This window comes from Rhodococcus sp. 05-2255-1e (assembly GCF_002259025.1).
GTDB classification, from domain to species: Bacteria; Actinomycetota; Actinomycetes; order Mycobacteriales; family Mycobacteriaceae; genus Rhodococcoides; species Rhodococcoides fascians.
Window position 1 is genome coordinate 145,865 of sequence record NZ_NOZE01000028.1, and the last position, 14,552, is coordinate 160,416.

Sequence of the window (14,552 nt, forward strand, 5' to 3'; positions counted from 1 at the left end):
ACTCGCAGGTTCGCCCACCCGTATGTCGTCCACACGAGCGACTGCACCCTATGATGCTGCGAGACAACCATGTCTGTCGCGCCGCCGCGTCGGATTGTGGGGGATGCAGGTCCGATCGCGAAGGAGGAGGTGAATCGTCGTGCAGGGATTGATTCTGCAACTGACCAGGGCAGGTTTTCTGCTTCTGTTGTGGTTCTTCGTCTGGGCCGTTCTTCGGACGCTGCGCAGTGACATCTATGCCGCAGCCGGTATGCGTGTGCCCGCCCGCTACTCCGGTGGCTCGAAGGTGCTCCCGTCGTTCAACAAGCAGAAGGTGGCGAAGTACCTCGTGGTGACCCAGGGCGGCCTCGCCGGCACGCGCATCTCGCTCGGCACTCAGCCGGTTCTGATCGGACGCGCAGACGATTCGACTCTCGTTCTGACAGACGACTATTCGTCCACCAGGCACGCTCGCCTCTCGCCTCGCGGCGGAGATTGGTACGTCGAAGACCTGGGCTCCACCAACGGCACCTACCTCGATCGAGCCAAGGTCACCACCGCTGTACGCGTTCCACTGGGAACTCCGGTTCGCGTCGGCAAGACCGTGATCGAGTTGCGCCCGTGACCCTTGTTCTCCGCTACGCCGCCCGCAGCGATCGCGGTCTCGTTCGCTCCAACAACGAGGACTCCGTCTACGCAGGTGCGCGACTGTTGGCTCTGGCCGACGGCATGGGCGGTCACGCCGCAGGCGAAGTGGCCTCGCAGTTGATGATCGCCGCGCTGGCGCACCTCGACGACGACGAACCGGGCGAGGATCTGCTCGGCAAACTCGAAGCCGCCACCCGCGAGGGCAACGCCTCCATCGCCGACCAGGTGGAAGACGAGCCCGAACTCGACGGCATGGGAACCACGCTGACCGCAATCCTGTTCGCAGGCAAGCGAATGGGTCTGGTGCACATCGGCGACTCGCGTGCCTACATGCTGCGCGACGGCTCGCTCACTCAGATCACCCGCGACGATACGTTCGTCCAGTCACTGGTCGACGAAGGCCGCATCACCGCCGAACAGGCGCACACGCACCCGCAACGCTCACTGATCATGAGGGCGCTGACCGGTAACGAGATCGAGCCGACGCTCACCGTCCGCGAGGTCCGTGCCGGCGACCGCTACCTGTTGTGCTCCGACGGTTTGTCGGACGTCGTGAGCGACGAAACAATCGAGAACACCCTCGCCGAGGGCGAGACCGGGCCGTGCGCCGACCGCCTCATCGAACTAGCCCTGCGCAGCGGCGGTCCGGACAACGTCACCGTCGTCGTCGCCGACGTCATCGACCTCGACTACGGCCAGAGCCACCCGATTCTCGGCGGCGCAGCCAGCACCGAGGACGAAGAAGACGCTCCGCCGCCGAACACTGCAGCGGGCCGCGCCGCCGCCATGCGTCCCCCGCGCACGACGCCCAAGCGCGTGACCGCCCCTGTGGTGACACCGGAGAAGAAGTCGCACAAACTGCGGTGGTCGCTGATCGCGCTGACCCTGATCGTGTTGGCCGGAATCGGTGTCGTGGTTGCCAATTCGGTGATCAAGGGCAATTACTACGTCGGTGCCGACAACAGCAAGGTCACCGTGCTGCGCGGTCTCCCCGGTTCCGTTCTCGGGTACTCGCTGCAGAGCGTGGAATTGATCGGCTGCCTCGACGACAACGGTGGCGTCACACTGACCGCACCCGACGCCGCGCCGGCCGATTGCGTCCCGTTCGAGATCGACGACCTGTTGCCGGCCGCGCGCGAGCAGGTGACCGCAGGACTCCCGTCGGGCTCTCTCGACGACGCCCGCGGTCAGGTGCAACGGTTGGCCTCGGGAGACCTACTGGAGGTCTGCGAGACCGAGCCGGCAGTGACCACCACGGCCGCACCCGCCCCGACGACGACGATCATCCCGCCCCCCGGAGTTCCGTTGCCTCCGCCCGCGCCGGAGCCCGTTCCGGAAGCTGCCCCGACCACTACCGCCGTGCCGACACCGACCGTCGCGCAGATCCCGGGCCAGAACTGCAGGACCGGTACTCGATGAGTTCCAATCCGTCCGCAGGAGGCTCCTTTCCGAGTCCTCCCGGTGGGTTCGCTCCCGCACCGATCCAGTCGAATCGTCGCAATGTCGAATTGCTGCTGCTCGGTGCCGCGGTCCTGATCACCACCATCTCGTTGATCCTCGTCGAAGCCAGCCAGGAACAGACGATCACCTGGGACCTGGCCAAGTACGCGCTGGCCTACCTCGCACTGGTGACGGTGGCGCACCTGGCCGTTCGACGGTTCGCCCCCTACGCGGATCCGCTGCTGCTGCCGATCGTCGCGCTGCTCAACGGTCTCGGCCTGGTGCTGATCCATCGACTGGACCTGGCCGATCAGCAACAGGCGCAGTACCTCGGCAACCCCATTCCGTCGCCCGACGCCAACCAGCAGGTGCTGTGGACGACGCTGGCCATCGCCGGCTTCGTCGCACTGCTGGTGTTGCTGCGCGACTACCGCACCCTGGCTCGCTACGGGTACACCCTCGGGCTGGCCGGCTTGATCCTTCTCGCCATTCCTGCGCTGCTGCCGTCGGCATTCTCCGAGGTCAACGGCTCCAAGATCTGGATTCGGTTGCCCGGCTTCAGTTTGCAGCCCGGTGAGTTCGCCAAGATTCTGCTGCTGATCTTCTTCGCGTCACTGCTGGTGTCCAAGCGCGAACTGTTCACCACTGCAGGCAAACACTGGCTCGGCATGGACTTCCCGCGCGCTCGCGATCTCGGGCCCATCATCGTCGTGTGGATCGTCTCGGTGGCGGTGCTCGTGTTCGAGAAAGATCTGGGCACGTCGCTGCTGATCTTCAGCACCGTTCTGGTGATGATCTACATCGCCACCGAACGTGTCGGCTGGATCATCATCGGCAGCGGCCTGCTGATGGTCGGATTCTTCTTCGCCTACCAGGCGTTCAGCCACGTGCGCGTGCGGACACTGACCTGGTTGGACCCGTTCGCGGACTACAACGACACCGGCTACCAGATTTCCCAGTCGCTGTTCGGTCTGGCCACCGGTGGGCTCGCCGGCACCGGCCTGGGCAGCGGCCGCCCGTCGCAGGTTCCGTTCCCCAAGACCGACTTCATCATCGCCACCGTCGGCGAGGAACTCGGCCTCATCGGTCTGGCCGCGGTCCTGATCCTGTACCTGCTGTTCGTCATTCGCGGAATGCGCACTGCGCTCGCCGTCCGAGACAGCTTCGGCAAGTTGCTCGCCGCCGGGCTCTCGTTCACCGTCGCCGTCCAGCTGTTCGTCGTCGTCGGCGGCGTCACCAAACTCATCCCGCTGACCGGTCTGACCACCCCGTACATGTCGTACGGAGGATCCTCGTTGCTGGCGAACTACCTGTTGGTGGCCTTGCTGATCAAGATCTCCGACGCAGCGCGTGAGCCTGCGACCCCCAAGAAGAAGCCCGCTGTGGCCGCCCCGATCGCCGAGGCGCCGACCGAAATGGTGAAGCGCGCATGAACACTCCCCTACGCCGCGTCTCCATCGCCATCATGGTGATGGTGGTCGCCCTGCTCGCCAACGCGACCTACGTTCAGGTCATCAAGGCCGATGACCTGCGCACCGACCCACGGAACTCCCGCGTTCTGCTCGACGAGTACTCACGTCAACGCGGCCAGATCTCGGCGGGTGGCCAGGTTCTCGCATCGTCGGTTGCCACCGACGATCGCTACAAGTACCTGCGCACGTACCCGCAGAATTCGATCTCCCCCGCGAGCCCGCAGGCCAACGCCCCGATCACCGGCTTCTATTCGATGCTGTACTCGAGCACCGGTCTCGAACGCGCCGAGGACCCGGTACTCAACGGATCCGACGACCGGTTGTTCGGCGGACGCCTGTTCGACCTCATCTCCGGCCGTGATCCCCGCGGCGGCAACGTCGTCACCACCATCGACCCGGTCGTCCAACAGGTGGCGTACGACCAGCTGACCGCCAAGGGATACACCGGCTCCGTCGTGGCCCTCGACCCCGCCACCGGCAACATTCTCGCCATGGCCAGCACGCCCAGCTACGACCCCAACCTGCTGGCCAGCCACGACGGCAGCACCACGTCGACCGCCTGGGAGAACCTCAGCGACGATCCGAGCAAGCCGCTGGTGAACCGCGCGATCTCACAGACCTACCCACCGGGATCGACGTTCAAGGTGATTACGACCGCCGCTGCGCTCCAAGCAGGCGCCACTCCGGACGATCAACTGACGGCCGCGTCGAACATCACCCTTCCGGGAACGTCGACGACGCTCGAGAACTACAACGGTTCGACGTGCGGAGGCGGTCAGACCGCCTCGCTGCGTGAGGCGTTCGCACGGTCGTGCAACACCGCCTTCGTCGAACTGGGCATCGACACCGGCGCCGACAAGATGCGCGAGACCGCCGCCAAGTTCGGTATCGGAGAGGACACCAGCATCCCGCTCACCGTCGCCGACAGCACCATCGGATCCATCGACGACGACGCTGCTCTCGGCCAGTCCAGCATCGGTCAGCGCGACGTGGCGCTGACCCCGCTGCAGGACGCCGTCATCGCCGCCACCGTCGCCAACGGCGGTGTACGGATGGCGCCGAACCTGGTGCAGCAGTTGCAGTCTCCCGACCTGTCGGACCTGTCCAGCTACCAACCCCAATCGATGGGTGAGGCGATCAGCCCCGATACGGCCTCGACCCTGACCGACCTGATGATCGGTTCCGAGAACAACACCAGCGGGGAAGGCAAGATCCCCGGGGTGCAGATCGCGTCGAAAACCGGTACCGCAGAACATGGTTCGGATCCTCGCAACACCCCGCCCCACGCGTGGTACATCGGATTCGCACCGGCGAAGGACCCCAAGGTCGCCATCGCCGTCATCGTCGAGGACGGCGGAGATCGAGCCCTCGCCGCCACCGGCGGTTCGGTCGCAGCACCCATCGGCCGCGCCGTCATCGCCGCCGCATTGCAGGGGAGGTGAGCATCGGTGCCACTGAGTAACGGAGCCGTCATCGCACAGCGCTACAGACTGCTGCGCCTCATCGCCACCGGCGGCATGGGACAGGTCTGGGAGGCGATGGACAATCGCCTCGACCGCCGTGTCGCCGTGAAGGTACTCAAAGCCGAGTTCTCCGAGGACCCGGAGTTCTTGCAGCGCTTCAGGTTCGAGGCCCGTACCACCGCTCAGCTGAACTACCCCGGAATAGCCGGGGTGTACGACTACGGCGAGACCCGCGACGGTGCAGGCGAATCGCTCGCCTACCTGGTGATGGAACTGGTCAACGGTGAGCCGCTCAACGCAGTGCTGGGTCGCATGTCGCGGCTGCCACTCGGCCACGCCCTCGACATGCTCGAGCAGACCGGGCGCGCGCTGCAGATCGCACACACCGCAGGGGTCGTCCACCGCGACGTCAAGCCCGGCAACATCTTGATCACCCCCACCGGGCAGGTCAAGATCACCGACTTCGGCATCGCCAAAGCCGTCGACGCCTCCCCGGTCACCAAGACCGGAATGGTCATGGGCACCGCCCAGTACATCGCTCCCGAACAAGCCCTCGGCGAAGAGGCGACCTCGGCATCCGACGTCTACTCACTCGGCGTCGTCGGATACGAAGTACTCGCGGGCACACGGCCTTTCGTGGGCGACGGCGCCTTGACCGTCGCCATGAAACACGTCCGCGAAGCACCGGCACCCATGCCGGTCGACCTACCCCCTGCCGTCCGTGAGCTCATCGAGATCACGATGGTCAAGGATCCGGCCGCCCGGTACGCCAACGGCGGTGAATTCGCCGACGCCGTCGCCGCAGTTCGGGCCGGCCGCCGGCCGCCGGCACCCGGCAACTCGCGCGGTACCGGAACCGGGAGAGTCATGATGCCCGGCGTCGTGCCCAGCCCGCAGCCACCTCCGCCGTCGAGCACCCAGATGATGCCGACCTCGCAACGGGATTACCGGGGCCCGGCTACCGGCACTGCAGCTGCAGCGGTTCCCGAGCAGACCGGCATGTCCTCGGCACAGAAGGCGTTGGCCTGGGGCGGCGGCGCGCTCCTGCTGTTGGCCATCCTGATCGGCGGTTACGTACTGCTGACCGGTGGCAGGGACGACTCGCCGACACCGTTCGTGCAGCCCACGACCACCACGCAGCCGACGACCACGACCACAACGACCACCGAGCCGACGACCACCACCGAAGAAACCACGACCACCGAAGAAACGACGACCACCACCACGACGACCACGACCACCTCGGAGGAGCCGACGACCACCGAAGAGAGCACGACGACCTCGGCGGAGCCCACCCAGACGACGACTCGCAGGCCGCTGATCGAGATTCCGTTCCCGCAAGCACCACAAGGACAACGATGACGACTCCCCGTACGCTCTCCTCTCGCTACGAGCTGGGCGAGATACTCGGTTTCGGCGGTATGTCCGAGGTTCACCTCGCTCGGGACACACGACTCGATCGTGACGTCGCCATCAAGGTTCTGCGCGCCGACCTCGCTCGCGACCCCACGTTCTACCTGAGGTTCCGACGTGAGGCACAGAACGCTGCTGCGCTCAATCACCCCGCCATCGTCGCCGTCTACGACACCGGTGAAGCGGAGACCGAAGCCGGTCCGCTCCCGTTCATCGTCATGGAATACGTCGACGGCGACACGCTGCGCGACATCGTGCGCGCCGAAGGACCCATGGAGCCGCGTCGGGCCATGGAGGTCATCGCCGACGTCTGTGCTGCACTCGATTTCAGCCACCGCAACGGCATCGTGCACCGCGACGTCAAACCCGCCAACATCATGATCAACAACGCCGGCGCGGTGAAGGTAATGGACTTCGGCATCGCCCGCGCCATCGCCGACTCGTCCTCGCCGATGACTCAGACCGCCGCCGTGATCGGAACCGCGCAGTACCTCTCGCCCGAGCAGGCCCGTGGAGAACAGGTCGATGCGCGTTCGGACGTCTACTCGCTCGGCTGCGTGCTGTTCGAGATCCTCACCGGCGAGCCGCCGTTCAAGGGGGATTCGCCGGTCGCCGTCGCCTACCAGCACGTCCGTGAAGACCCCCAGCTGCCGTCGCTGGTCAACGACACCGTTCCACGCGAACTCGACTCGATCATCCTCAAGGCAATGGCCAAGAACCCGGCCAATCGCTACCAGAGCGCCGCCGAGATGCGTACCGACCTGGTCCGCGTTCTGGGTGGACAGCGCCCGAGTGCGCCCATGGTGATGAACGACGAGGATCGAACCACCATCCTCGGCTCCGTCGATTCCCGTCAGGCCGATTTCTCCGGCAAGGACAAGCCCGCGGCTACCGCGGCACCTCGGTCGTCACGCCACACGGAGGACTACGACGAACCGAAGAACCGCCGCGGCCTCAAGATCGCGTTGATCTCGGCGGCCGCGATCATCGTCGTCGCTATCGTCGGCGCCTTCCTGTGGTCGCTCGGTCCCGGTGCCGACCCCAAGACCGTCGCCGTGCCCACCGTCGTAGGACTGTCCGCAGACGAGGCGCAGCGTCAACTCGAAGAAGCAGGCCTGCGAGTGAGCATCCAGGAGAAGCCCGACGCGGCGATTCCGGAAGGCTCGGCCATCGGCACCAATCCGGCGGCCGGATCACAGACCGAATCGCCGGGGAACATCCAGCTCGACGTGTCCTCCGGACCGCAGCAGGTCCAGGTTCCGCGACTGACCGGCCTCACCCAGCAGCAGGCGTCGGATGCACTGAACGAGGTGGGCCTCCAGCTCGATGCCACCGTCGCCCGTGCTCCGTCGTCACCCGAGAACCTCGACAAGGTCGTCGAGCAGAATCCGTCCTCGGGCGTGAGCATGAACGCCAACTCGCAGGTCCGCATCACGCTGGGCACCGGGCCCGCGCAGGTTCGGATGCCCGATGTCGTGGGGCAACTCGTGAACGTGGCGCAGCCGAACGTCGAGGGAGCCGGACTGCGCGTCCAGGTTCAGAACATCGACTCGGGACAGCCGACGGGTCAGGTCGTCTCCACAGACCCTGTGGGCGGCACCAATGTCACCGAGAACACCGTCGTCACGCTGCGCGTATCGAACGGCGACAAGATCCCCATGCCCGACCTCGCCGGTCTGACCGAGGCGCAGGCGTTGGCCGCGCTGCAGTCGGCCGGCTGGACGGGCACGGCAGCGGAACTGACGGCGACAAGGGAAGCGACGCTGGATCCGTTGATGGTCGGGCGAGTGGTGAATCAGACGCAGCCGGCAGGGTCCGAGATCAGCAAGTCCGACACCGTCACGATCAGCATCGGTGCCCTGGGTATCCCCGGGCGTTAGCGATCAGGCGAAGGCCTCGGCGACCTGCGCCTCCAGGGTTCCCACCAAACCGGAATCGGTGGGCATACCGCACACCGCGAGCCAGTTGGCCAGCATCCGGTGCCCGCCCTCGGTGAGAATGGACTCCGGATGGAACTGCACGCCGTGAATGGGTAGCTCGGTGTGCCTCATGGCCATCACCAGACCGGATTCGGTACGGCCGATGATCTCGAGTTCCGCGGGGATGGTGTCCTCGCGGACGGTCAGCGAGTGATAGCGGGTGGCCGTGAACGGCTCGCCCATCCCCTCCAGGACGCCGACGCCAGTGTGATGGACGAGGCTGGTCTTACCGTGCAGCAGCTCCGGGGCCTTCTCGACCGTGGCACCGAACGCAGCTCCGATGGCCTGATGGCCCAGACACACACCGAGCAGTGGGGTTTTGGCCCGCGCGCTCGCCGAGACCAGATCCATCGTGGCCCCGGCGCGCTGCGGAGTTCCCGGGCCCGGGCTGAGCAGAATGCCGTCGAACTCCGCGGCAACAGCGTCGCGATCGGCGAGTCGCTCGTCGTCGTTGCGCCACACCTCGACCTCGGCGTTCAACTGGCCCAGGTACTGGACGAGGTTGAAGACGAAGCTGTCGTAGTTGTCGACGACGAGAATGCGCATGTCGACAGCGTACTCAGCGCGGCTCCGCGAAACGCATGCGCACCGATTCGGTGTACGCCGGAACCGAGAGGTTCTGATAGGCCGCGACCTCGTAGCGGAGGCCATAGCGCAACGCATACTGCTCGTACAGCCGCACCCCGGGCTCGTTGTCCAGCGCCGCCCGCAGTCGATCCGGGTCGCCGAGAGCCGTCATCACGTACGGCGGACTGTACGTCCGGCCGCCCAGTAGCAGCGTGTTCCCGATACACCGCGGTGCCGACGACGCCACCAGACGCTGATCCTGCATCGCCATCGCCGACGCACCACCGGCCCACAGGGCGTTGAGGACACTCTGCACGTCGACCTGATGAACCACCAGGTCGTCCGGAGACGCGTCGGACGCATACGACCCGTCGGGACCGCGTGGAGCGTCGGCCATCGTCACCGTCAACCCCGTGCCGGACGCCTCCTCCCGGCCCGCCGCGTCCGAAAGAGCGTCGACCCGGGCCAACGCGTCGGCCACCTCGGAGTCGCCCGCCGCCGTACGCTGCTGCAGGAGATCGACCTGCTGCTCCAGCGCATCTCTACTGCGCAGCGCATCGTCGCTGCTTCTCTGGGCCGAATCGACCAGATCGGCGAGCCGTGTCGTGTCACCGCCCCGCAACTCGTTGCCGTCCGAGGCATGTCGCGTGGTTCCGAGCAGCAGACCGACCACAGCGCACACCGCCACAGCGAGCACCCACCATCGGGTCTCGGAGGAATCGGTCGATCGTCGTCTCACAGAGTGCTCGCCACTGTTCGGTAGGTCGGTGCTGCGCTGATCTGAGTTAGCGTGTACTACAAACCGGGTGGATGACCGCCACGGCTCTCCGGGAGACAATAACCTGGGGATGCACGCAACTCGATCGATCCACAGGTTGTCACCGTCAGTTGTCCACAGGCACGGCGCACGCCGATGACCGTCAAGAACACGAAGAGGACTCAATGCCGAAGTCGAAGGTACGGAAGAAGAACGACTACACGATCAACCCGGCCAACCGCACGCCGGTGAAGGTCAACGCCGGCCCGTCGCCGGTCTGGTACGTGGTCCTGATGCTCGGATTCATGCTGGTAGGGCTGCTGTGGCTGATCGTGTACTACCTGGCCCAGGAAGACATCTCGTTCATCGGCAACCTCGGTGCGTACAACTTCCTCATCGGATTCGGCTTCATGGTCGTCGGCCTCGTCATGACCATGCGATGGCGCTGAGAGCCGGCCGAGTTACACCCATGTCATTCATCCCCAATGTGGATAAATCCTGTGGATAACTTTCCCAACCATCCACAGGGTGTGTACGAACACCGATGGGCGACGCCGGCCGTAGCCGTCGGCGCGCTGGTGGCAGGCGGTATCGCACTCGCCATCGGTGCCGTGCTCGCCTCCTCGGGCGCCGCCGGAACCTTCCTCGTCGGACTCGCCGCCGTCGGAACCTGGGTAATGGCAGCCCTCGCGGCCGCACAACGCCCCCGACTCGCCATCACACCCGACGGCTCCCTGGTGATGAAACGACTCACCGGCACACGTACGTACTCGCGCGCCGACATCGTCCAAATCAAAGTGGTCCGCTACCCGAGACTGGGACGACGAGTGCCGATGCTCGAACTGGACGTCCGCCCACCCGACGAGGACGACGATCGACTCATCATCTTCGGTCGATGGGACCTGGGAGCCGACCCACGCGACGTGTTCGAGGTACTCGACACCTACGGTCTGGTGCCGCCGAACAACTGACCGCCCACCGTCTCGGACCCCCTCCGGGGTACTCAATGTGACGTTCAGTGGACTTTTCGGGGGTCAATGGCACATCTAGTGGACCAGTGAGCGTCGCAAAGCCGCCGGGCAGCCCATGGTGATTGCCGAGCACGCGTGTCGGCGTCGTCGGGAGTCAATGTGACGTCCAGTGGCCTTTTCGGGGGTCAATGGCACATTCAGTGGACTTCAGAGGCCCATCTGCGCGCGGAGGTCGAGGACTCGGACCGCGATGGTGCCCAGAGCTATCAGGGCTACTGCGGCCACGGAGAGCCAGGCGAGGGATATCCCGGCACGAGGCTGCGCGCTGTTGCGGTTGGGTAGGAACACCAATCCGGCGGTGGCTGCCGCTCCGGCGACCAGTCCGCCCATGTGGCCCCACAGCGAGATGCTGGGGATGGAGATGCTGATGAAGATGTTCAACGCGATCACGATCAGGACCGGGGTCGGGGAGCGCTTGAGTCGCAGCAGAATGACGGCCTGCGCACCGAGCAGTCCGAATACGGCACCCGACGCGCCGGCGGTGGCGGCGAGGGGGTTCTCGAACAGCAGGACCGATGCGCTGCCGCCGAGCAGCGACAGGAAGTAGACGGCGAGGTAGCGGCTGCGGCCCAGCACCAGTTCGACGTCTCGGCCGATGATGTACAGGGCGAACATGTTCACCAGCAGGTGGATGGGTCCTATGTGGATGAACCCACTGCTGAGGAGGCGCCACACATCACCGTCCGCGACCAGCAGGCTGTTCAGTGCCCAGGCGTCGGCCAGCGAGGATCCGCGGAAATTGCTCATGAGGTCGCCGGATTGAGCGGCGGTGATGCCGAAGATCACGACGTTGATCGCGATCAGCGCGAAGGTCAGGGGTGTCTTGGCGGAGCGTGTCATCGGCGCGCCGGCGACCGTACGTGCGGTCCGGACGTTCTTGTTGCCGTCGCGCACACAGTCGACACAGTGTTGCCCTACGGCCGCGGGCTGCAGGCACTGTGGGCACGCGGGCCGGCCGCATCGAGAGCAGGCCAGGCCGGTCGGGCGATCGGGATGTCTGACGCACACCGACTGGGGTGGGTTGGGCTGGTCGCCGTGCGCGCCACCCCAGCCGGGGTTTGTCATCGTGTAATTCCTTCTACAACCGAATCAGGCGATGGTGATGCTGTTGATGACGACCTCTTCCACCGGGCGATCGCCGCGGCCGACCTGCGTGCTCGAGATGGCGTCGACGACCTTCTTGGACGCCTCGTCGGTGACCTCACCGAAGATGCTGTGCTTGCGGTTGAGGTGCGGGGTCTTGCCGGTGGTGATGAAGAACTGCGAGCCGTTGGTGCCGGGGCCTGCGTTGGCCATGGCCAGCAGGTACGGGCGGTCGAAGGAGAGCTCCGGGTGGAACTCGTCCTCGAACTTGTAGCCCGGTCCGCCGGTGCCGGTTCCGGTCGGGTCGCCGCCCTGGATCATGAAACCGTCGATGACGCGGTGGAAGACTGCGCCGTCGTAGAACGGTCCGGTCTTGGCACCCGACGCGTTCTGCGTCGTGTATTCCTTCGACCCGTCCGCGAGACCGACGAAGTTCGCGACGGTCTTGGGGGCGTGATTGCCGAACAGTTCGATGACGATGTCGCCGCGGTTGGTGTGCAGCGTTGCCGTTTGGGTCTTGTTTGGTGAAGTCACGCTCACCATCGTGCCATCTCGAGCGACCGGGTAGTTCACAGGTGGTGTATCGGGAGGGTCGATCGGGACGCTGTTGTGGAACAGTGAGGGCATGACGAGCACAACGAAAACCGAGCGGGTTCACTCCTCCACCGGTACGGCGGCGTCGACGCTGCTCGGTGCCGCTTCCGTCGTGAGCAAGGGCCCTGCCGGAGTGGGCCTGTTGCTCGCCAAGCGCGGCTACGGTCTGGCGCGTAAGCAGGCTGCGCAGCGTCGCGCGGCAACCGCCGAGCGCATTGCCCGGGCCGATCTGACCAAGGCAGCTCTCACGACTGATCGGACGCCGGAAAACAAGCGTCGCGTCCTGGCGCTCGGAGCTGCCGCTGTCGTCGTCGGAGGTGTCGTGTTCTACCTCAGCCGTCGCCGCCACGAGGTGCCGCCGCCCGCAGATACGCCGCCCAGCTTGGTCGATTACGAAGACGAGTCGACGTCACAGGTATAGAAGCTTCTGTAGTAGATCGAACAGGCCCGGCCGGGGCCTGGTTTCTGCATCGTCACCCCGGCCGGCGACGACCAGCGCGACGTTGTGTTCGACGCTCGAACCGTCCGTGAGGTAGTCGCCGTGACCTGTCGTGCCCGGACGCCCGTCGCCTTCGTCGGTCGCCAGTTGGGTCACTCCATCGAGTGTGCCGGGATCGCGACCGAAGGCACCGATGTCGGCAACGATGTCCCCGCGCGCCTCCGCCGCGAAAACGTGACCGTCGGGAACCTGTAGGTCGGTCACACTGTCGGTGCCGAGGCCAGGTGATCCGAGGGCCACGAACTCGTCGACGCCGGTGCTTTCGTGCAGTGCAGCGGCTGCGGTCAATGATCCGTACGAGTGTGCGAGCACCGACAGGTGTGGATCGTTCGACCGGGCCGCATCGAGGCCCTCCAGAAAGGGCACCAATCGCGTCGCCCCCGCGTGCGCTGCTGCATCGGATACGACGGTCCGATCGGGATCGAGCAGGCCCCATCCCAGCTGTGGTGCCTGGTAGTTCATCCACGTCACGGCTGCGACGGTGGGCGGTGGATCCTCCGAAAGTGTCTGCTCCACAGTAGCTTTGAGATTTTCCAGATCGCCGTCGTAACGTACCGCGTCTCCGTGGACGGTCGAGCCGAGGCCGGGTACGAACACCGCCACGTGTGTTGCCGTGTCGACGTCACCTATCGCAATCGCGGCAGTGGTCTCTGCATACGTCGAATTGTCGAGCGCCAACAGTTGCCTGTCACCCTGCGCCAGAGTGCTCTCGATCGCGTCGAGCGAACTCAACCGTGTTCGCGTCTGTTCCAAGCCGGCGTCGGCATCACTGAACAATCCTCCGAAAATGTTGTCCTTCAATTGGTTTCCGAGTTCATCAGCCACAGCCTGCAGTCGGAGGCGCTCACTGGCAAGTACCCGACGGTTCGCTGAATCCCGAATTCGGCCCGGTAATCCGTCGAGATTGCCGATGAGAGCCGGGTGCTCGACGAGCAGTCGAGTGCGCTCGGCGGGCGAGAGTGCGCCCCAGAACGCCGAATTCGTGGCCGGGCTCCCGTCGACCGGCACTACCGATACCCCTGCCGTGGTCAGTTTTCCCGGTGAGATGTCGCCGGCGAGGCGTCGGGCAAGATCGTCGTCGAACACGGTCGCGGCTCGCATCAGTTGGGTGATGCGTTCGGCCAACTCGGTGCAACGGCGACGCCGATCGCGAATGGTCGACGACAAGTCGTGCTGCGCAACCGAATACGACGTCAGCACGTCGGTCACCGAACCGTCGCGTCGGATATCGAAGTGGTCGCGCGCGGCGTCCGCTTCCACAGCGGTCAGCGCCGAGACGAGTCCGGCCATGTCGATGGCCGCCGGAGCGGTGCACAGCGCTACCCGCAGTAGCTCCGTCGCACAGTCCCCCACCTGCGGACGGATAGCTCCGATGGCATCTCGGTATGCCGTTGCCGCGGGGCCCTGCCATCCGTCGTCGACGACGGTCTCCAGCAGTGAACTGTGCACGGCGGTCAATTCGCGCCAACTGTGCATGAACCGATTCGAGACGGCGGTCAACGCCTGACTGTCCCATGACCTGACGTCATCGAGCGTGACCATCGCAATCCCCCCCCCGCAGAGTTGTCGTCGTACTCGACGAGTCAACGTCAGCGAGACGGTGCAACGAGAAATCTATCCCCAGGCT

14 protein-coding genes are annotated in these 14,552 nt (G+C 65.4%); 9 read left to right on the forward strand and 5 right to left on the reverse strand.

All coding sequences use genetic code 11. The features are described from left to right. Positions 1-139 precede the first annotated feature (139 nt). From CH262_RS17940 to pknB, 6 genes are read left to right on the forward strand one after another with little or no spacing between them, the layout of a single operon-like run. Complete coding sequence (locus tag CH262_RS17940) at positions 140-604, forward strand: FHA domain-containing protein FhaB/FipA (RefSeq protein ID WP_027494977.1); 465 nt, start codon at positions 140-142, stop codon at positions 602-604. Beyond that, entirely contained in the window at positions 601-2,046 is a 1,446-nt protein-coding gene (locus tag CH262_RS17945; protein ID WP_032371412.1) for a PP2C family protein-serine/threonine phosphatase, read from the forward strand. The genes CH262_RS17940 and CH262_RS17945 overlap by 4 nt, the downstream gene beginning before the upstream one ends. Further along, complete coding sequence (locus CH262_RS17950; RefSeq protein WP_027494979.1) at positions 2,043-3,500, forward strand: FtsW/RodA/SpoVE family cell cycle protein; 1,458 nt, start codon at positions 2,043-2,045, stop codon at positions 3,498-3,500. Before CH262_RS17945 ends, CH262_RS17950 begins: the two co-directional genes overlap by 4 nt. Continuing rightward, positions 3,497-4,981, forward strand: a complete 1,485-nt coding sequence (locus CH262_RS17955) for a peptidoglycan D,D-transpeptidase FtsI family protein (RefSeq protein WP_094718083.1) — start codon at positions 3,497-3,499, stop codon at positions 4,979-4,981. The genes CH262_RS17950 and CH262_RS17955 overlap by 4 nt, the downstream gene beginning before the upstream one ends. Before the next feature lie 6 nt (positions 4,982-4,987). Further along, on the forward strand, positions 4,988-6,364 hold the full coding sequence (locus CH262_RS17960; RefSeq protein ID WP_094718084.1) for a serine/threonine-protein kinase: 1,377 nt from the start codon (positions 4,988-4,990) through the stop codon (positions 6,362-6,364). Next, on the forward strand, positions 6,361-8,295 hold the full coding sequence (gene pknB / locus CH262_RS17965) for a Stk1 family PASTA domain-containing Ser/Thr kinase (RefSeq protein ID WP_032371410.1): 1,935 nt from the start codon (positions 6,361-6,363) through the stop codon (positions 8,293-8,295). Before CH262_RS17960 ends, pknB begins: the two co-directional genes overlap by 4 nt. Positions 8,296-8,298: 3 nt before the next feature. On the opposite strand, the gene CH262_RS17970 is transcribed toward pknB, so the two are convergent. Together CH262_RS17970 and CH262_RS17975 are read right to left on the reverse strand one after the other, a co-directional pair. Then, complete coding sequence (locus CH262_RS17970) at positions 8,299-8,940, reverse strand: aminodeoxychorismate/anthranilate synthase component II (protein WP_032371409.1); 642 nt, start codon at positions 8,938-8,940, stop codon at positions 8,299-8,301. 13 nt (positions 8,941-8,953) lie between these two features. Continuing rightward, entirely contained in the window at positions 8,954-9,700 is a 747-nt protein-coding gene (locus CH262_RS17975) for a DUF881 domain-containing protein (protein ID WP_032367617.1), read from the reverse strand. 203 nt (positions 9,701-9,903) lie between these two features. Here CH262_RS17975 and crgA point away from each other — a divergent pair, with 203 nt between their 5' ends. Further along, positions 9,904-10,167 carry a cell division protein CrgA gene (gene crgA / locus CH262_RS17980; RefSeq protein WP_027494985.1) on the forward strand — a complete coding sequence of 88 codons (264 nt, stop codon included), beginning with the start codon at positions 9,904-9,906 and terminating at the stop codon, positions 10,165-10,167. Between the two features lie 36 nt (positions 10,168-10,203). After that, positions 10,204-10,689, forward strand: coding sequence for a PH domain-containing protein (locus tag CH262_RS17985; protein ID WP_094718085.1), 486 nt, complete (start codon positions 10,204-10,206; stop codon positions 10,687-10,689). Positions 10,690-10,896: 207 nt separating this feature from the next. Here CH262_RS17985 and CH262_RS17990 read toward each other — a convergent pair whose 3' ends face one another. Both CH262_RS17990 and CH262_RS17995 read right to left on the reverse strand, forming a co-directional pair. After that, positions 10,897-11,814, reverse strand: a complete 918-nt coding sequence (locus CH262_RS17990; protein WP_094718086.1) for a rhomboid family intramembrane serine protease — start codon at positions 11,812-11,814, stop codon at positions 10,897-10,899. A 24-nt stretch (positions 11,815-11,838) separates the two neighbouring features. Then, positions 11,839-12,375: a peptidylprolyl isomerase gene (locus CH262_RS17995; protein WP_094621787.1), complete on the reverse strand. Its 537-nt coding sequence runs from the start codon at positions 12,373-12,375 to the stop codon at positions 11,839-11,841. An 82-nt stretch (positions 12,376-12,457) separates the two neighbouring features. On the opposite strand from CH262_RS17995, the gene CH262_RS18000 reads away from it, so the two are divergent. After that, positions 12,458-12,847, forward strand: a complete 390-nt coding sequence (locus tag CH262_RS18000; RefSeq protein ID WP_094718087.1) for a hypothetical protein — start codon at positions 12,458-12,460, stop codon at positions 12,845-12,847. On the opposite strand, the gene CH262_RS18005 is transcribed toward CH262_RS18000, so the two are convergent. Continuing rightward, the gene (locus tag CH262_RS18005; RefSeq protein ID WP_256988864.1) at positions 12,836-14,467 is read right to left on the reverse strand and encodes an alpha/beta hydrolase family protein; all 1,632 of its coding nucleotides are present in this window, start codon (positions 14,465-14,467) and stop codon (positions 12,836-12,838) included. The genes CH262_RS18000 and CH262_RS18005 overlap by 12 nt on opposite strands. Positions 14,468-14,552: the final 85 nt, after the last annotated feature.